The sequence below is a fragment of the Algoriphagus halophilus genome, from assembly GCF_900129785.1.
GTDB lineage: Bacteria > Bacteroidota > Bacteroidia > Cytophagales > Cyclobacteriaceae > Algoriphagus > Algoriphagus halophilus.
The window spans coordinates 127,240-144,388 of record NZ_FSRC01000004.1 but is presented as its reverse complement, the minus strand read 5'-3'; the positions used below and the strand labels follow the sequence as shown (position 1 = coordinate 144,388).

Annotated in this window: 17 protein-coding genes; 8 read left to right on the top strand and 9 right to left on the bottom strand. The window is 39.8% G+C overall.

Annotation, left to right across the window (positions count from 1 at the left end; translation table 11 throughout):
* Positions 1–68: 68 nt before the first annotated feature.
* From BUR11_RS19590 to BUR11_RS19565, 6 genes are all read left to right on the top strand, one after another.
* Positions 69–554 carry a hypothetical protein gene (locus BUR11_RS19590; RefSeq protein ID WP_074226733.1) on the top strand — a complete coding sequence of 162 codons (486 nt, stop codon included), beginning with the start codon at positions 69–71 and terminating at the stop codon, positions 552–554.
* 43 nt (positions 555–597) lie between these two features.
* Positions 598–2,529 (top strand): OmpA family protein, encoded by a 1,932-nt coding sequence (locus tag BUR11_RS19585; protein ID WP_074226732.1) that lies wholly within the window; start codon positions 598–600, stop codon positions 2,527–2,529.
* Positions 2,530–2,652: 123 nt separating this feature from the next.
* The gene (locus BUR11_RS19580) at positions 2,653–3,816 is read left to right on the top strand and encodes an AIR synthase related protein (protein ID WP_074226731.1); all 1,164 of its coding nucleotides are present in this window, start codon (positions 2,653–2,655) and stop codon (positions 3,814–3,816) included.
* A gap of 6 nt (positions 3,817–3,822) precedes the next feature.
* On the top strand, positions 3,823–5,172 hold the full coding sequence (locus BUR11_RS19575; RefSeq protein WP_074226730.1) for a neutral/alkaline non-lysosomal ceramidase N-terminal domain-containing protein: 1,350 nt from the start codon (positions 3,823–3,825) through the stop codon (positions 5,170–5,172).
* 212 nt (positions 5,173–5,384) lie between these two features.
* Positions 5,385–5,675 (top strand): DUF983 domain-containing protein, encoded by a 291-nt coding sequence (locus tag BUR11_RS19570; protein WP_159439246.1) that lies wholly within the window; start codon positions 5,385–5,387, stop codon positions 5,673–5,675.
* Between the two features lie 36 nt (positions 5,676–5,711).
* Complete coding sequence (locus tag BUR11_RS19565; RefSeq protein ID WP_074226728.1) at positions 5,712–6,602, top strand: AraC family transcriptional regulator; 891 nt, start codon at positions 5,712–5,714, stop codon at positions 6,600–6,602.
* On the opposite strand, the gene BUR11_RS19560 is transcribed toward BUR11_RS19565, so the two are convergent.
* Positions 6,591–7,196 (bottom strand): class I SAM-dependent methyltransferase, encoded by a 606-nt coding sequence (locus tag BUR11_RS19560; RefSeq protein ID WP_074226727.1) that lies wholly within the window; start codon positions 7,194–7,196, stop codon positions 6,591–6,593. The genes BUR11_RS19565 and BUR11_RS19560 overlap by 12 nt on opposite strands.
* 42 nt (positions 7,197–7,238) lie before the next feature.
* On the opposite strand from BUR11_RS19560, the gene BUR11_RS19555 reads away from it, so the two are divergent.
* Positions 7,239–8,597 carry an acyl-CoA dehydrogenase family protein gene (locus BUR11_RS19555; RefSeq protein WP_074226726.1) on the top strand — a complete coding sequence of 453 codons (1,359 nt, stop codon included), beginning with the start codon at positions 7,239–7,241 and terminating at the stop codon, positions 8,595–8,597.
* Here the strand turns inward: BUR11_RS19555 and BUR11_RS19550 are convergent, their stop codons facing one another.
* Positions 8,598–9,437, bottom strand: coding sequence for a hypothetical protein (locus BUR11_RS19550; RefSeq protein ID WP_074226725.1), 840 nt, complete (start codon positions 9,435–9,437; stop codon positions 8,598–8,600).
* Between the two features lie 128 nt (positions 9,438–9,565).
* Between BUR11_RS19550 and BUR11_RS19545 the strand changes: the two genes are divergently transcribed.
* Entirely contained in the window at positions 9,566–10,201 is a 636-nt protein-coding gene (locus BUR11_RS19545; protein ID WP_074226724.1) for a GDSL-type esterase/lipase family protein, read from the top strand.
* Positions 10,202–10,271: 70 nt separating this feature from the next.
* Here BUR11_RS19545 and BUR11_RS19540 read toward each other — a convergent pair whose 3' ends face one another.
* From BUR11_RS19540 to atpB, 7 genes are all read right to left on the bottom strand, one after another.
* Positions 10,272–11,840, bottom strand: a complete 1,569-nt coding sequence (locus BUR11_RS19540; protein WP_074226723.1) for a sulfatase family protein — start codon at positions 11,838–11,840, stop codon at positions 10,272–10,274.
* Between the two features lie 103 nt (positions 11,841–11,943).
* Positions 11,944–12,810: an ATP synthase F1 subunit gamma gene (gene atpG, locus BUR11_RS19535; protein WP_074226722.1), complete on the bottom strand. Its 867-nt coding sequence runs from the start codon at positions 12,808–12,810 to the stop codon at positions 11,944–11,946.
* A gap of 68 nt (positions 12,811–12,878) precedes the next feature.
* On the bottom strand, positions 12,879–14,453 hold the full coding sequence (atpA, locus tag BUR11_RS19530) for a F0F1 ATP synthase subunit alpha (protein ID WP_074226721.1): 1,575 nt from the start codon (positions 14,451–14,453) through the stop codon (positions 12,879–12,881).
* 33 nt (positions 14,454–14,486) lie between these two features.
* Positions 14,487–15,050 carry an ATP synthase F1 subunit delta gene (gene atpH, locus BUR11_RS19525; protein WP_074226720.1) on the bottom strand — a complete coding sequence of 188 codons (564 nt, stop codon included), beginning with the start codon at positions 15,048–15,050 and terminating at the stop codon, positions 14,487–14,489.
* Between the two features lie 9 nt (positions 15,051–15,059).
* Positions 15,060–15,554, bottom strand: coding sequence for a F0F1 ATP synthase subunit B (locus BUR11_RS19520; protein ID WP_074226719.1), 495 nt, complete (start codon positions 15,552–15,554; stop codon positions 15,060–15,062).
* Positions 15,555–15,627: 73 nt separating this feature from the next.
* Entirely contained in the window at positions 15,628–15,888 is a 261-nt protein-coding gene (atpE, locus tag BUR11_RS19515) for an ATP synthase F0 subunit C (protein WP_074226718.1), read from the bottom strand.
* A 38-nt stretch (positions 15,889–15,926) separates the two neighbouring features.
* A complete protein-coding gene (gene atpB, locus BUR11_RS19510; protein WP_074226717.1) occupies positions 15,927–16,964 on the bottom strand; it encodes a F0F1 ATP synthase subunit A in 1,038 nt (345 codons plus the stop codon).
* Between the last annotated feature and the right edge of the window lie 185 nt (positions 16,965–17,149).

Sequence of the window (17,149 nt, the reverse complement as noted above, 5' to 3'; positions counted from 1 at the left end):
TTGAATCAATTTGACCCTTTTTGCCGTTAGGTAGAAAGGGTTTTTCTTTGCCTAAATAAATTTGAATTATGTACGTTGATTTTAATAAAATGCCTGAGAATTCCAGAGTTTGGGTTTATCAGGCTGAGCGGACTTTAAATGAACAGGAAGCGTCTCAATTAAAAAGAAGGCTAACTGCCTTTTGTGAAGGTTGGAATACGCATGGAAATCTGATGCCTACTTCTTTTGATTTGATTGAAAACCAGATCATCCTGCTGGCAGTGGACGAAAGCAATTTAGGAGCAAGTGGATGTTCAATTGATAGTTCAGTCCGAGTGCTTCGTGAATTGGAAGCTTCCTTGGGAGTTGACCTGACCAATCAGGGAAAAGTGAGTTACAAAAATAACCAAACTATTAAAGTTTCCCCGGCTCTGGGAATCAAACAAAAAGTCCTTGCGGGGGAAATCTCCGTAGATACGGAGGTAATAAATCCATTGATTAAGGAAAAATCACATTTAAATCAGCTATGGATTCCCGCAAAGTCTAGTTGGTTAAACAAATTTTTCCCAAATTAATTAGTAATATTCAGCTTAGATAGATCATCAATAGCCCTTTCAGATGAAAAACCATTTTTTGTGGATCACCTTTATTCTCTTAATGAGCTTGAACGCCTGTAAAAGCCTTCAAGAAAAAGCCAATGATCAGTTCCTTTCCGGTCAATACCAATATGCCATCAACTCTTATTCCCAGATTTTAGAATCGGATCCTGATAATCAAGAGGCTAATTTGGCAGTGGCTGAGAGTTTCAGACTTTCAAATAGGATTGAAGACGCAGGCCCTTATTATGAAAAACTGGTAGAGGAAGATCCTTCATTTGACCTTCTTTTCCGTCTTGGCCAAAGTTTAAAAGCACAAGAAAAAGATGAGGAGGCCATTGAAGCGTTTGAGAAGGCAAAAGGGTTTACCCAAGATGAAAGCTTGCTTGCGGAAACACAACGGCAAATTGAAGCGATTAACTTAGCAAATGGGATTGAGGAATACTTCCCGAATTACGTGTTGGTCAATTACAATGAATTGAACACTCCGGGTGCCGATTATGCCCCGGTGACCAATGATAATTTTATTTATTTCACATCTGGACGAAGAGCGTCTGGAATTTACCCAGCAGATGGATCTCCCTATACCAAACTGTTTAGAACAAGAGCTGAAGGATTGAGAGTAGATGTGGGAAATATTCAGACTTTACCGGAATTCCAAAATGAAGAGGGGTTAAATCAGGCTGCCATAGCCATCAGCCCTGATGGAAATACCATCATTTACGCCAGAGGGAATTCTACCTCTCCTAAAGACCTTCCTGAAACAGCACTCTTTGCCTCCTATTTCAGAGGATCTGGATTTACTCAGCCCATTTGGATGCCAGTTAATGAAGATGAGTTTTGGTGGAACTCCACCCCCGCTTTCAGCCCAGATGGAGAGGAACTATATTTCGCATCCAATAGACCAGGGGGATATGGAGGTATTGACCTGTATAAAGCTACGAAACTGGCGAATGGTGATTTTGGGAATCCGGTCAATTTAGGCCCAAATGTAAATACCCCCGGAAATGAAATGTTCCCAAGGCTCACTGCGGATGGTAAATTCTTCTTTTCATCCGATGGTCATGCTGGATATGGTAAACTGGATTTATTCGTAGCTGAAAAAGATGCTTCAGGAAATCAAGTAATCAAAAACCTGGGAGAAAACTTTAATTCTCCAGCAGATGATTTTGGGATTTTCTTTACCAATTATCCGAAAGAAGGATTTATCTCTTCAAACCGTGAAGGTGGAGTTGGAGACGATGATATTTATTTCTTTGAAGACAAGACTCCAAAACCCAAAATTGTCAATGTACTTCTTAATGTATATACCAAGCAACGGGTAGCAGGGGAACCAGATGCAGTGCTGGAACAAGCACGTGTAGTTCTTTATGATGATAACAATGAGCAGTCCGGAGGAGATTTTTCCAACTCAAACGGCCGGGTAAGATTCACCTTAGAGCCTAATGCGGATTTCACAATCATAGCCTCTAAAACCGGTTATTTCTCCAAGTCAATTCCATATACCACAGTAGGAAAAACTCCAAACCCCGAAGACTTAATTCAGGAAGTAACCAATATCACCCTAGACACGACAATTGTTTTGGATCAGTTGATCTTAGAGAAGTCCATCGTGTTAGAAAACATCTATTATGACCTGGACAAAGCAGATATCCGCCCAGATGCTGCGGTTGAATTGGATAAATTGGTTCAAATTCTGAAAGATAATCCATCGATAAAAATAGAATTGAGTTCCCATACGGATGATCGATCTTCTGATGAGTATAACTTAGACTTGTCTCAACGAAGAGCTCAATCTGCAGTTGATTACTTGGTTTCTCAAGGCATCAGTAGGGATAGATTAGTAGCGAAGGGATATGGTGAAAGTCAGTTGATCATCCAAAATGCAACTACAGAGGAAGAGCATCAAGTAAACAGAAGAACTGAATTCAAGGTCATAGAAATTATAGAGTAAATACCATGGAAAAATGATAAAAGTGGTCAAGTTGGAATACAAACCCAATTCTGACCACTTTTCTCTTTTCAAGTTTTCCCAAACTTACTCCCGAATTGATGGGGATTACTTAACTTTGCAGCTATGAACGAGCGATACATGCAGCGCGGAGTTTCCGCCTCCAAAGAAGATGTACATCAGGCCATTTCAAAACTTGACAAGGGTCTCTATCCAAAAGCCTTTTGTAAGATCGTGGAAGACACCCTTGGAAACGATCCAGCCTACTGCAACATCATGCATGCTGATGGAGCAGGCACCAAGTCATCCTTAGCCTATTCTTATTGGAAAGAAACTGGGGATTTGAGCGTTTGGAAAGGAATTGCTCAAGACGCGATCATCATGAACACAGATGATTTGCTATGTGTAGGTGCGATCAATAATATTTTGGTTTCCTCTACCATTGGAAGAAATAAAAACCTCGTTCCCGGTGAAGTCATTTCCGCCATCATAGAAGGAACTGAAGAAGTACTTCAGATGCTCAGAGACAATGGAGTCAATGCGGTACTTACAGGAGGAGAAACAGCAGACGTAGGTGATTTGGTCAGAACCATCATTGTAGATAGCACGGTTACCTGTAGGATGCGAAGAGACGAAGTGATCTCTAACGATACCATTCAAGCAGGCGACGTAATTGTAGGATTAGCCTCCTATGGTCAAGCTAAATATGAGAGCTCTTACAATGGAGGGATGGGTAGTAATGGACTCACCTCTGCAAGACATGATGTTTTCAATAAAGTATTAAAAACCAAATATCCTGAAAGTTTTGACCCTGCTGTCCCAGAAGACTTAGTGTATTCAGGAAAATACAATTTGACAGATGCAGCTCCAGGCTCTCCTGTAAATATTGGAAAGTTGGTGCTTTCTCCTACCCGAACTTATGCTCCAATCATGGTAGATGTCTTAAATTATATGAGATCCAGAATCCATGGTTTGGTACATTGTAGCGGAGGGGCTCAAACCAAAGTGTTGCATTTTGTAGATGATGTACATGTCATCAAGGATAATCTATTTGAAACTCCCCCTCTATTCAATATCATCCAAGAAGAAAGTGGTACAGATTGGAAAGAAATGTACAAAGTATTCAATATGGGACATAGAATGGAGGTCTATCTGGATGAACGATATGCAGAGGAAATCATTGATATCGCAGAATCCTACGGGGTAGATGCTCAAATCATAGGTAGAGTTGAGCCACATGAGGGGAAAAAAGTCACCATAAAAAGCCCTTACGGAGTCTTTGAATATTAATCAATAATGGCAATTAAAAAGCTGGCGTATAACATAGGGAAAATCCTTTTTGGGATTTTCCTTTTTGTTTTTTTGGTAGCCATATTCACCTTAACGAGAGTGGACAGATCTCCAATTGAGGAACAGGATTTTTATAAAGAAACGTTTTCGGATTTAGAGCAGCTCCAACTTCAGGGCTCTGAAACTTCAGTTTGGTTAGCTGGCTGGGGCAAATCCAATATGACACCGGACGACCCCGTTGAGCTTGTGGGATATGCACCTAGAGGGAATTACGAATTTGTACAAGACAGCAGTTTTGTAAAGGCCTTAGCTCTTGGAAATGGGGAAACAACCGTCGCTTGGTTAAGCTATGAATTATTGATTGTACACCCTCATTTGGCAAAGGAAATTCAAACAGCGATCCGCAAGCAAAACCTGCCTATTGATCAAGTGATTTTTACAGCTACCCATACCCATGCAGGAATGGGGGGATATATGCCTGGCCCTTTAGGAGAATTAGCCTTTGGGGGATACCAGGAGGAAACTGTAGAGCTGATTGTCAACAAAACCTTGAAGGCTTTAAACCAAGCACTCACGACTCAGGACAGCACTACCATTCAATATAAAAAGATAGATGCTTCAGAGTTTGTAGCCAATCGTTTCGTCAAAGAAGATCCGATTGAGCCTTCCATAAGACAGCTAATCTTTACCAAGAAAAGCGGAGAAAAGGCTACATTTTTCACCTATTCCGCACATGCGACTATTCTAAGTTCCAAATTCATGGGACTATCAGGAGATTATCCCTATTACTTAATGAAGGACCTGGAAAAAAGGGGTTTTGATTTTGCCATGTTTGCTGCTGGCACTGTGGGAAGTCACCGTCCTTTGGCATCAGGGAACAGCCCAGAAAAGGTGCAGGAATATGCCCATCAACTGGACTCTGTGATGCAGATCAAAATGACCTATTACGCTACGCTTCACACACACCGAATTGAAACGGGTACCTTACCCATTGCCTTAAGGGAGCCTCACCTCAGAGTCTCGGACAATCTAAGGATTAGGCCCTGGCTTTTTGATTATTTGTTGGGGGAAACGAATGTTCATTTCGACATCACCTTAATAGGAAATACCTTGATGATTGCCTCTAGCGGAGAGATTTCAGGAGTATTCTTTGCTGAGTGGGAAAAGCAAGCAAAAGAATATGGCTTAAACCTAATGATTACCACATTCAATGGAGGCTATATGGGATACATTACTCCTGATAAATACTATGACCGGAAGTTTCATGAAGTAAGAGAAATGAACTGGTACGGACCTGGTAATGGGAAATACTATGATGATTTGATTAGGAACATCATCAATAAAGTGGGCCAATAAAAGACCATAATTTTCCCATTTGTCCTATAAATTGGAATAATTGTCCTGCTGCCTAAAGTCAATAGGGTTTTACTTTTGTCTAAACGTAATCAATAATGGACGGGAACAAAGACTCTACTTTGAAAAGCATTTTGAGCTGTAACTGCCCAAAATGTCACCATGGAAAAATGTTTGAGAAAGGAAGAATTTCTAAACCCTCGAGCCTTTTTAGTATGAATAAGAGATGTGAAAATTGTCATCAATCTTTTGAGCCGGAACCAGGCTTTTATTTTGGGGCAATGTTCATTAGTTATGCATTTAATACTGCCCTTTTCATTACAGTCTGGATACTTTTGAAAACTTTCTATCCAGACTATTCTTTGACCATGCTATTGATCACCATCAGTTTGGCTGCAATTCTTGCCTTGCCAATGATATTCCGATTAAGTAGATCCATTTGGATAGCTATTTTCATTCCTTTTAAAAAGGAATCCGATCCATCCAGAGACCAGTCGGCAGCGTAAAGTAGGTTTTCGGTATATTATTTGAGAAATTCAAATATGCCCAAAGCCATACTTCCTACATATCAAATCCCAGATTTTGAAAAAGTTTCTGTTGATCCCCAAGAGTTTTATTATTCAAGGCTAGAAAAACATTTACAGACTCATCTATTTATCCAAAAACCTCACAAACACGATTTTTATATCCTTGTTTTTTTTAGCCATGGAAATGGAACTCATATAATCGATTTCAAATCCTACCCGGTGACCCCCAAATCCATGTTTTTTCTTGCCCCCGGGCAAGTTCATTCATGGACACTTTCCCCAGATACCAAAGGCCACATTCTCTTTTTCAGTCAATCATTTTATACCTCAACATATAGCCTCGCAAAGCTTAACAGTTTTATTTTTTTCAATTCAAATCTAACTATCCCTTTGCTGAATTTAGACAGTGCTCAATTCATTAAACTGGCTTCTAACTTTGAAAAAGTTGAAGAAGAGATTATTCATCCCAGTTGGTCAAGCATGGATTTATTAAAAAGTTATACTAATATCCTTTTGACCCTTTCTTATCGATATTTTTTAGATCAAAATCCACAGCTTAAAAACCAAATACCCAATCTCGATCAATTCCAAAAGCTGGAGAAAATCATAGAGGAAGCTTTTTCAGTGCAAAGAGATGTAAACTTTTACGCCTCTCAAATGAACATGAGTTTAAAGCAACTCAACTTACTCACCCAGAAAAAGACCGGAAAACCTATTTCACAACTCTTAATGGAACGGGTCATTCTAGAATCCAAACGGTTGCTGGTACATTCAGATTTAAGCATTTCAGAAATTGCGTTCAAATTACAATTTGAAGATCCAAGCTATTTCAGTAGGCTATTCAAAAAGAAGACTTCCTATTCTCCTGAAAAATTCAGACTACTTCAACAATCCTCATCCATCTGATTTTTTCCATAACTGGGCTTTTATCCAACATTTTAAAAAGATATGTTCTTCTTCTTTTTCCCATAAACATCGTTTGAAAAGCTCCTCATAGTCAGGAGTATTTTTCCTTTTATGTTGCGCCGCGATCCTGAAAAAAGAAATCATTAAAAATTGCAGCACCTTGCTTTTAAGAGTGGTGGGTTGAAAAAAATCCACCAAAAAAATGCTGCCACTTGGGACCAAAGATTTCTTTAATTGATCCAACAACTCTACGATTTCTGAATCAAGCATTGTGTCCAAGACAAAGTGAAGCCAGATTTCATCATAGGTCTGATCTTCTACCTGCCTAAAATATCCCCATTGAAAGTTTAATGAGCTTTTAGGAAGATTTTTCTTTGCCAATTCAAGCATAGCTTGCGAAAGCTCCCAATAATCTCCCTGTAAACCTTCTTGATAAATCTGATAGTCTTTCCCATCCCCACCTCCAATAATCAAGACCTTTTTTTTCCTTAAATCTGAGATAAAAGATTGTTTAGCTAGGGCTAACTGATTGCCAAAAACTAATTTGGCTAATCGATTGTAGTAAGGTGCTATAAAACCGTAGCTGTCTTTCATCTGTTAAAAATGTAACTTAGTGAAAACCCAAAATAATTTTTTATGAAAAATATATTTAAATCCATTTCAGGACTTCGTCAAATCCTATCTAATGTTGACTTTGACCAAATATCCAAGCTTTCCCAGAAAGTAGACTTACCCAAAATGGTTAACCTGGTCTCAAAAATGAGTGAGGAAGACCTTTCGAAGATGATGGGAATGCTCAAGGGAGGAAGTAAACCTAAAGAAATCCCTCCTATTAACGGAGATTTTTATGAGTTAGGAAAAAGTCTGCCTCATCATGAACGGGAAATCCAATTGCGGGTCAGGGAGTTTATGGAAAGAGAAATCAAACCCATTGCCAATCACTATTGGAACCGTGCCGAATTCCCCATGCATATTATCCCTAAAATGGCTGAACTGGATGTCGCAGGGTTGACCTACCAAGGTTACGGATGCCCAGGGCATTCTGCCCTTTTGGAGGGATTTATTGCAATGGAAATGGCAAGAGTCGACACCTCTATGTCTACCTTTTTCGGGGTACAAAGCGGATTAGCTATGGGGTCTATCTATTTATGCGGGTCTGAAGAACAAAAGAAAGAATGGCTACCTTCCATGCAAAAATTGGAGAAAATCGGAGCCTTTGGACTAACTGAACCAGAAGTTGGGTCCGGGGTTGCAGGGGGACTGACCACAACTTGCAAAAGAGAAGGTGATGTTTGGGTTTTGAATGGACAAAAAAAATGGATTGGAAACGCGACCTTTTCAGATATCACAATTATTTGGGCGCGGGATCTAGATGACCAACAAGTCAAAGGCTTTATTGTAAGAAAAGAAAACCCAGGATTTGTTGCTGAGAAATTAGAAGATAAAATGGCGCTGCGTACTGTGCAAAATGCATTGATCACGATGACTAATTGTGAGGTACCAGAATCAGATCGACTACAAGAAGCCAACTCTTTTAGAGATACTTCCAAAGTACTTCGTATGACCAGAGCTGGAGTAGCTTGGCAAGCTGTAGGTTGCGCAAGAGGCGCTTATGAATTAGCCTTAGCCTATACGAATGAACGTAAACAATTCGGTAGACCTATTGCATCTTTCCAATTGGTTCAAGACCTCTTAGTAACTATGTTAGGAGATTTAACAGCCATGCAAACTATGGTCTTCCGATTGTCTGAAATGCAAGACAGCGATCTATTGAAAGATGAACATGCTTCCTTGGCCAAAGTCTTCTGTACCCTAAGAATGCGTTCCATTGTGGATCATGCCAGAGAGTTATTTGGTGGTAATGGTATTTTGCTGCAACATGATATTGCTCGATTTGTTGCAGATGCGGAAGCAGTCTACAGCTATGAGGGAACCAAAGAAATCAACTCTTTAATCGTAGGCCGTGCGATTACAGGACACAGTGCGTTTGTCTAATCACCAAACCAAAAGTATCCAGGGAAGAAAGAAGGTAGCCTCCATCCTATACCTAATTTGTGGAGAGCTAAGCCTTGGATTAAAAAATGTGAGGTAATGGATCAGGCCCATGATCAAAATGAGGCAGGAAAACAGTTTATAAAATGAAGAAAGGAAAATGACTCCTCCAAAAAACACGACAATAATCGCAATGCATAAAATTCGGATTACCTTATTTAATTGATCTTTGGGCAACACACTGATCAATGATCCATAGCCTGAAGCTTGATCTTTCCCTGCATCCAAAAAAGAAAGCATGATTAAATTGAGGTATGCCAAGGCGATGTACCCTGATGTGATGGTTCCTGTTTCCCAGGTCCAATCAAAAAATGAAAACCGGAGAAATGGAAGCAAGGCTATCCCTATGACGTAGAAAATTGCGGTATTCAATTCTTTCAACCAATGAAACCTAGGTGGTAATACCCGTATTATCAGCATGACTAATAAGATAATTACAGCTAATATTCCACCTGCAAAAAGCTCTTTTCCAATCCCAAAAACTACGTAGGCTCCATATAGACCTACCAACACCACAGTAACCAATAAAAACCAAAGTGCTAAACCATGCTTCTGATGAAACCCATGTCGATCCATTTTGGACCCAGTAGGATGTACTCTTGCATCCATCAAATGGTCAAATGTATAAATTGCCCAAACTGCCATCCCTAGCAATGCATAAATGGTCCAATGCAACTGAACTCTCAATAGCCTTGAGAAAAAGAGCATTCCTCCCATTGCTCCAAAAACCACATCCAATGAAAGCCAAGTAAGCCTTTGGTATAATTCTTTTATTGAATTCACGCTTAAAGATACCCACCCATTCGGATTTGACAGATAATGCTTATTTTAAATTTTTCTTTTTCCAAGGTACTTTCTCTTAAAAAAATTGGAACTGATTAACTTATTAAAAATTGACAAATCCCTAACTCATGAAAAAAACCTATTTGATTTTAACTTTTGCACTGATTTGTAGCTTTTCATTTGCTCAATCCACTCTAAAAGTTGCTTGTGTCGGAAACAGTATTACCCAAGGCCCAGGTAGAGACAACCCCGATAGTTGGCCTTTACAAATGCAGGAAATTCTCGGAGATGGCTATGAAGTAGGAAACTTTGGAGTCAGCGGTCGGACTTTGCTTCGTAAAGGTGATTATCCCTATTGGAATGAGCCCCAATTTCAGCAAGTCAAAGATTTTTCTCCTGATATTTTAGTGATTATGCTGGGCACCAATGATTCCAAACCTCAAAACTGGAAATATGCATCTGAATTCAGACAAGATTACCTAGATATGATTGCTGAATTCAGAAAGACGATGCCCGTAGATGGAAAAGTTTATGTAATCATGCCTGTTCCGGTAACGAAAGACAATTTTGGTATTACCGCTTCCGTGATGAATAATGAGCAAAGAATGATGATTGTAGATATTGCACAAGCGGCCAATGCAGAACTAATAGACCTATATACTCCCTTGATGGACAAAGCTGAATTGCTACCAGATGGTGTTCACCCAAATGTGGAAGGATTGGGAATTATGGCTGAAGTAATTGCTAGAGCGATTCGGTTGTAATTTACCTTCTTTGCAAAATTAGAAGAGCAATTTTAAACCCTCCAGGTTTTAGAAACCTGGAGGGTTTTTTCTACTCCACAAAACCAATCTGTCTCCATTCTCCCTCAATGGGATCATTTTGTTGAGGTGCGCCTGGTGTACTTCTTCCCTCCTTGATGTATTTAATCAAAAGCGATTTCAGAGCAGAAACTTTCTCAGGATTTTCTGCATACAGGTTTTGAGATTCTGCCGGATCTGATTTCAAATTGTATAGCTGAACATCTGGGAGTTCAGATTCAGTAGGGTCACCTGGTTTAGGAAAGCTCCAGCCTCCAGAACCTTTTGCCATGATCAACTTCCAATCCCCTTGTCGGATCGCAAAACTTCCATTGATAGAATGGTGAACGGTGGCTTCCCTAAAGGAACTCACTTCCTTGTCTGCATCAAACAACTCCAAAAGACTGTAACTATCTTCCCCTTCATTATCTTTTAAAGAATAGCCTACAATATCAGCACTGGTAGCCATGATATCTGTTAAACAAATGGTTTCTTCTCGTGAGGTCCCATTTTGTATTTTCTTTGGCCATTTTGCGATAAAAGGAACTCGATGACCTCCCTCAAAAATATCTGCTTTATGTCCTCGGTAGATATAGCTAGAGTAATGTCCCATGGCTTGCATTTTATCGATACCTGCTGCTGGTGAGCCTCCGTTGTCACTGGTAAATATCACTAAGGTATTCTCTTCAATTCCAGCATCCTTGATGGCTTGATTCAATTTCCCCACATAGTCATCAATCATCATCATAAAGTCCCCAAATGGCAATAATCCACTTTTACCTTGCCATTCTTGAGGAGGTAATATAGGAGTATGTGGAGAAGGCAATGCCAAATAAAGGAAAAATGGTTCTTCTTGATTGGCATGTGATTGAATGTATTCTATGGAACGATTAAAGAAATTGGGGGTCACTTCTTCGTGTACAAAATCCGGAGAAGTCGGGCCTTCTCTCCACCATGAATATTCTCCTGTATCAACCGTCACAGTATCCGGTATTGCAGTAGGCATTCCATTTTCAACATACACATAAGGAGCCATATCCAAGGAGCCGGAATGTCCATAAGCATAGTCAAAACCTAAATCATTTGGAGTGTGCGTTACCGCTTTACTAAAATCCAACTGTTCAAAATCTTTGGCATCCCATCCTTCTCCACGAAGAGAGTCACCTTCTGTCAAAGCCCAGTCCCAACCCAAATGCCATTTACCAATGAATGCCGTTTGATATCCTTTATTTTGGAGTATATCCGCAATTGTAGTTCGATCATCCGGAATTAAAGCTTTCGATTTGCCGGTCAACACACCGCTTTTCAGTCTACTTCTCCAATTATACCTTCCGGTCATAAAGCCATATCTAGTAGGAGTGCATACTGCTGAAGGAGTATGCGCATCTGTAAAAATCATACCCTCAGTTGCCAGTTGATCAATTTGCGGAGTGGGAATCTTACTCTCAGGATTGAAGGCCCCTATATCACCATACCCCAAATCATCCGCTAATATCACAATGATATTGGGTTTCGGAAGTGGAGCAACCTCTTCCTGCTTTTGACAAGAAAAAAGTCCTAGAAATAGAATGAAAAAGAAGATGGGATACTCCTGAGGTTTCATAAATAAGGATAAATAATACAGGGTTATGATTAAAATACTAATAAACAAAAAAACCACAACTCTTTCGAGCTGTGGTTACGGTTGGATCTATTGCAATTAATAATTACCCTAAAGCTTCTGCACCAGCAACGATCTCCAAGATCTCATTGGTAATCGCAGCTTGACGGGTTCTATTGTACATTAATCGAAGTTCTTTCAGCAATTCACCTGCATTTTCTGTTGCCTTATCCATGGCGGTCATTCTAGCCCCATGCTCAGAAGCATTGCTTTCTAATACTGCTTTGTATAGTTGGATTTTCAAGGAAGTTGGCACTAACTCTTCAATAATGTAAGATCTTGAAGGTTCCAAGATATAATCCACTTCAGAAGTTTTCACTTCAGTAGTCTCCTCTTTGGCCATCGGTAAAAACTGCTCTGTTCTTACAATTTGAGTAGCCACATTCTTGAATTCATTGAATACTAGGTATACCTGATCGTAATCCCCTGCAACGAACGAACCCATCGCATATTCAGCAGCTAGGCGAACGTTCTCAAAATTCAGATCTTGGAAGACTTGGTAATAATCTGAAATAACTGGGTATTTCGATTTTTTGAAATATTCATATGACTTTTTACCTAAAGGCAAGATGGTCACATCATATGCAGAAAATTGATCTTTAATAGCTGCATTGGTCGCCTTGATGATATTGGTATTAAAAGCACCACAAAGTCCCTTATCTGAAGTAACAGGGATTAAAAGTACTTTTTTCACCTCACGCTTTTCGGCATAAATAATATCCGCAGCTCCCTCGGATGCTGCAGAAACATTATTCAGGATATTCGTTAACTTCTGAGAGTAAGGACGCATTTGGACGATTTTATCCTGCGCTCTTCTCAACTTTGCCGCAGATACCATTTTCATTGCTTTGGTAATCTGCTGGGTAGATACTACCGAGTTAATTCTTTCCTTTACTTCCTTAAGGTTAGCCATCAGTGATTGCTTTGTAAGCTATAGAAATTCCGGTAGGAGTAAATCCTACCGGATATTGAATATTAAAATTATGCGTATTTAGGAGCCAACTCAGATGCTGCTTTGGCAAGAATCTTACCAGCACCATCAATGTCACCTTTTTTGATCAAATCAAGAGCCTCAGGATAAGAAGCATCAAGAAGCACATAGAATTCTTTTTCAAATGCTCTTGCCTTCTCTACTGGCACTGAATCCATTAATCCTCTTGTAGAAGCATAGATAATTGCTACTTGATGCGCTACAGATACTGGAGAGTATTGAGGCTGCTTCAAGATTTCTTGGTTTCTTCTACCTCTTTCGATCGTTCTCTTTGTAGTAGCATCTAGATCAGATCCGAATTTAGCAAATGCTTCCAATTCACGGAACTGAGCTTGATCCAGCTTCAGGGTACCAGAAACCTTCTTCATAGACTTGATCTGAGCGTTACCCCCTACTCTTGATACGGAGATACCTACGTTAATTGCAGGACGAATACCAGAGTTGAACAAGTTTGTTTCCAAGAAGATCTGACCATCTGTAATAGAAATTACGTTGGTTGGGATATAAGCAGAAACGTCACCAGCCTGAGTTTCAATGATAGGAAGTGCAGTTAATGATCCTCCACCTTTTACCAAATGCTTGATTGAATCTGGTAAATCGTTCATTTGAGAAGCAATGGCATCAGATTTATTGATTTTCGCAGCTCTTTCTAGCAATCTTGAGTGAAGGTAGAATACGTCACCTGGATATGCTTCACGTCCTGGAGGTCTTCTCAAAAGTAGAGATACTTCACGGTATGCAACAGCTTGCTTAGACAAGTCATCATAAACCACCAAAGCAGGACGTCCAGTATCACGGAAAAATTCTCCGATTGCAGCACCCGTAAAAGGAGCAAAGAATTGCATTGGAGCAGGATCCGAAGCAGGAGCTGCTACAACAACAGTATAAGGAAGCGCTCCACCCTTTTCAAGAGCAGCTACCACGTTCGCAACAGTAGAAGCTTTCTGACCAATGGCTACATAGATACAGAATACCGCTTCACCTCTGTCATAAAATTCTTTTTGGTTCAAGATCGCATCAATAACCACAGCAGTTTTACCTGTCTGACGGTCACCAATTACTAATTCTCTTTGACCTCTACCGATTGGAATCATGGCATCGATAGATTTGATACCTGTTTGAAGAGGTTCAGTTACCGGCTGTCTGTAGATTACACCTGGTGCTTTACGCTCCAAAGGCATGTCATACAACTCTCCAGCAATTGGTCCTTTACCATCAATAGGGTTACCTAAGGTATCCACTACACGACCAAGCATTCCTTCACCTACTTTAATAGAGGCAATTTTCTTGGTTCTTTTTACAGTGTCACCTTCTTTAATTTCTTTGGAATCACCAAAAAGTACGGCACCTACATTGTCCTCTTCCAGGTTAAGCACCATTGCTTTCAGACCATTGTCGAACTCGATCAATTCACCAGCCTGAGCCTTAGAAAGTCCATAGATACGTGCTACACCATCCCCTACTTGAAGGACTGTACCCACTTCTTCAAGTTCCGCTTGAGTTCTTGCTCCTGAAAGCTGTTCTCTCAAGATTGCTGAAACTTCATCTGGTCTTACTTCTGCCATGATATGATAAGATTATGATTTTTGCTTTTGTTTTTAATACTGTTTCTCGTAATGATTTTGGATAAACTGAGATCTCAAATCCCTCAATTTACTACTCAAAGATTCATCAAGCTGACGGTCGTTTACTTTCAAAATAAATCCACCGATAATGTCTGGATTGATTTTTTCTACCAGTTGCACGTCAGTCAAGCCGGAGATTTGTTTTACTGCATCCACAAACGCTGCCCTTTGCTCATCGCTAATCGCAGTAGTAGTGGTTACTTCAGCAACCTGAATTGATTTATGAATGTTGTATTGAACCTCAAATTCCTTTGCTACATCCACTAAAATTTTCTCTCTGCTTTTACGAGAAACAATCTCGAAAAAAGTAGAAGTCATTTTTTGAGTGGACTTTTCAGGGAAAAGTGCCTTTAGTACATTCAGCTTCTTTTCTGAATTGATTACCGGATTATTCAACAAAAGCACAAGATCATAATTGCTCTTGGCCATTGCTGTTAATTTTTGAAAATCCGCATGAACCTCCTCAAGCAATCCCTTTTCCAAGGAAAGCTCCAAAATAGATTTGGCATAGCGGGATGCTACTCTATGATTTGACATGGAGGTGGTTTAGTTTAACTTAAGATCTTTCACAAATTCGTCTACAAGCTCTTTTTGAGCTTTGTCTTCAGACAAATTCTTTCTCAATAATTTCTCTGCTACTTCAAGGGTCAAGGTGGCCACTTGAGTTTTTACATCTGCCAAAGCAGCTTTTTTCTCAGTTTCGATAACAGCTTTCGCGTTTTCGATCATTTGAGCTCCTGCTTTTAAAGACTCCTGTTTTGCATCTTCTATCATTTTAGCAGAAGATTCATGCGCCTTTTTCAGAATAGTATCTCTTTCCAATCTAGCTTCAGCAAGAAGTTTTTCATTCTCCGCCTTTAAATTAGCCATTTCAGTCCTTGCCAATTCAGCAGATTTCAAGGCATTGTCAATGCTTGTTTCTCTTTCTTCAAGAGCTGCAAGCATTGGCTTCCAAGCGAACTTGATCAAGATGAACAATAAGGCCAAAAAGCCAATCAATTGCCAAAAAACAAGGCCGGAACTAGGTAAAATAAGATCCATTTTATTTATATAATTTCGTTGTTTTACTAGAAAGAGAGGGACCAGCACGAAGCTGATCCCAATTCATTTGTTCTTAGAAGTCGATACCACCTGCGTTCAAAGCAATAAGTAGACATACTACTACTGCAAACAGGGAAACAACTTCAATCAAGGCTGCAATAATCAACATTGCAGTTTGAACCTTACCAGCAGCCTCAGGCTGACGAGCAATAGATTCCATAGCTTGACCACCGATTCTACCGATACCAAGGCCTGCGCCAATCGCAACAATACCTGCACCGATACCAGCTCCCATTAGAGCTAATCCAGCAGTCAACAAGATAGAAGTTAACATAAGAGTTAGATTTATAAATTGAACAAAGAAATTTCTAATTAATGATCGTCATGATGCTCAGCAACAGCAGAGCCAATGTACATCGCAGTAAACAGCGTAAATACATAAGCCTGAATAGTTGCTACCAACAATTCAATCATATTAATAAAGGTCACCATCAAGGTACTTACTACCCCGATAGAATAAGACTGGAAAATGAAAATCAATGCAATGAAAGCCAAGATCACAATGTGACCTGCAGTAATCGCCACAAAAAGACGAACCATCAATGCAAATGGCTTGGTAAACAAACCTATGATCTCTACAGGCACAATTACCAATAACAATGGAAGAGGAACTCCCGGCGTCATGAATACGTGCTTCCAGTAATCTTTATTTCCGTTAATATTAACCAGTATAAAGGTAAGAACAGCCAAGGTAGCCGTCACAGCAATATTACCTGTCAAGTTTGCAGCACCAGGAAGCAATCCTAGTAAGTTACCAACCCAAATAAAGAAGAATAAGGTTAATAAGTAAGGCACAAACTTTTTATACTTAGGACCGATTGACTTGTGCGCAATTTCGTCACGAACAAACACTACAATCGGCTCTACTAAAGAAGCAGCTCCTTTGGGAGCAGCAGTACCATGCTTTCTGTAATGAGCTGCTGCTGAAAGCACCAACCATAATACGATTGCAATGACCAAAAACATCATTACCACGTTTTTGGTAATCGAAAAGTCGATAAAACTTGCACCATCTACTCTTCCTACATGATCATGTGAATCGATGTAATATCCTTCATGGGCATACTCTTCTCCAAAAACGTGGGTCTCATGATTCTGAAAATCCGAAGATTTAAAGAATTCCAAACCACGATCAGAAGAATAGACAATTACCGGTAGTGGAAGAGTCACATGAGTATGGCCTATGGTTGCAAAATGCCATTCATGAGAATCCTTGATGTGATGCATGATGAAGCCCGTAGGATCTTCGCTACCTTCTTCAGTTTCGGAACCAGCTGCCATTAAGGGGCCAGACAGGGTCAGCAAAAATGCTGAAAATAAAAGACTTAGTGCCAATAATTTGCGCGTCATCAACTCGTTTTTTTGAGGGCTACTTTGAAATCGGGCGCAAGTTAGCTAGAAAGGCATAGATATCAAAAACTAGGAAGAACAAAAAAAGAATAAAAAAATTCGATATAAACAAAAGAATATTCTCCGCACCGCTCATCACAACTATGGTGATGTACACCAATGAGGCAATAATCCGTAGCACCATA

Bases quoted from the DNA above. Each gene is read 5' to 3' on its own strand.
- atpE (WP_074226718.1), bottom strand. From the start codon at position 15,888: ATGTTAACTTCTATCTTGTTGACTGCTGGATTAGCTCTAATGGGAGCT.
- BUR11_RS19590 (WP_074226733.1), top strand. From the start codon at position 69: ATGTACGTTGATTTTAATAAAATGCCTGAGAATTCCAGAGTTTGGGTT.
- BUR11_RS19560 (WP_074226727.1), bottom strand. From the start codon at position 7,196: ATGAAAGACAGCTACGGTTTTATAGCACCTTACTACAATCGATTAGCC.
- BUR11_RS19545 (WP_074226724.1), top strand. From the start codon at position 9,566: ATGAAAAAAACCTATTTGATTTTAACTTTTGCACTGATTTGTAGCTTT.
- atpA (WP_074226721.1), bottom strand. From the start codon at position 14,453: ATGGCAGAAGTAAGACCAGATGAAGTTTCAGCAATCTTGAGAGAACAG.
- atpH (WP_074226720.1), bottom strand. From the start codon at position 15,050: ATGTCAAATCATAGAGTAGCATCCCGCTATGCCAAATCTATTTTGGAG.
- BUR11_RS19570 (WP_159439246.1), top strand. From the start codon at position 5,385: ATGAATAAGAGATGTGAAAATTGTCATCAATCTTTTGAGCCGGAACCA.
- atpB (WP_074226717.1), bottom strand. From the start codon at position 16,964: ATGACGCGCAAATTATTGGCACTAAGTCTTTTATTTTCAGCATTTTTG.
- BUR11_RS19585 (WP_074226732.1), top strand. From the start codon at position 598: ATGAAAAACCATTTTTTGTGGATCACCTTTATTCTCTTAATGAGCTTG.
- BUR11_RS19580 (WP_074226731.1), top strand. From the start codon at position 2,653: ATGAACGAGCGATACATGCAGCGCGGAGTTTCCGCCTCCAAAGAAGAT.
- atpG (WP_074226722.1), bottom strand. From the start codon at position 12,810: ATGGCTAACCTTAAGGAAGTAAAGGAAAGAATTAACTCGGTAGTATCT.
- BUR11_RS19565 (WP_074226728.1), top strand. From the start codon at position 5,712: ATGCCCAAAGCCATACTTCCTACATATCAAATCCCAGATTTTGAAAAA.
- BUR11_RS19575 (WP_074226730.1), top strand. From the start codon at position 3,823: ATGGCAATTAAAAAGCTGGCGTATAACATAGGGAAAATCCTTTTTGGG.
- BUR11_RS19555 (WP_074226726.1), top strand. From the start codon at position 7,239: ATGAAAAATATATTTAAATCCATTTCAGGACTTCGTCAAATCCTATCT.
- BUR11_RS19540 (WP_074226723.1), bottom strand. From the start codon at position 11,840: ATGAAACCTCAGGAGTATCCCATCTTCTTTTTCATTCTATTTCTAGGA.
- BUR11_RS19520 (WP_074226719.1), bottom strand. From the start codon at position 15,554: ATGGATCTTATTTTACCTAGTTCCGGCCTTGTTTTTTGGCAATTGATT.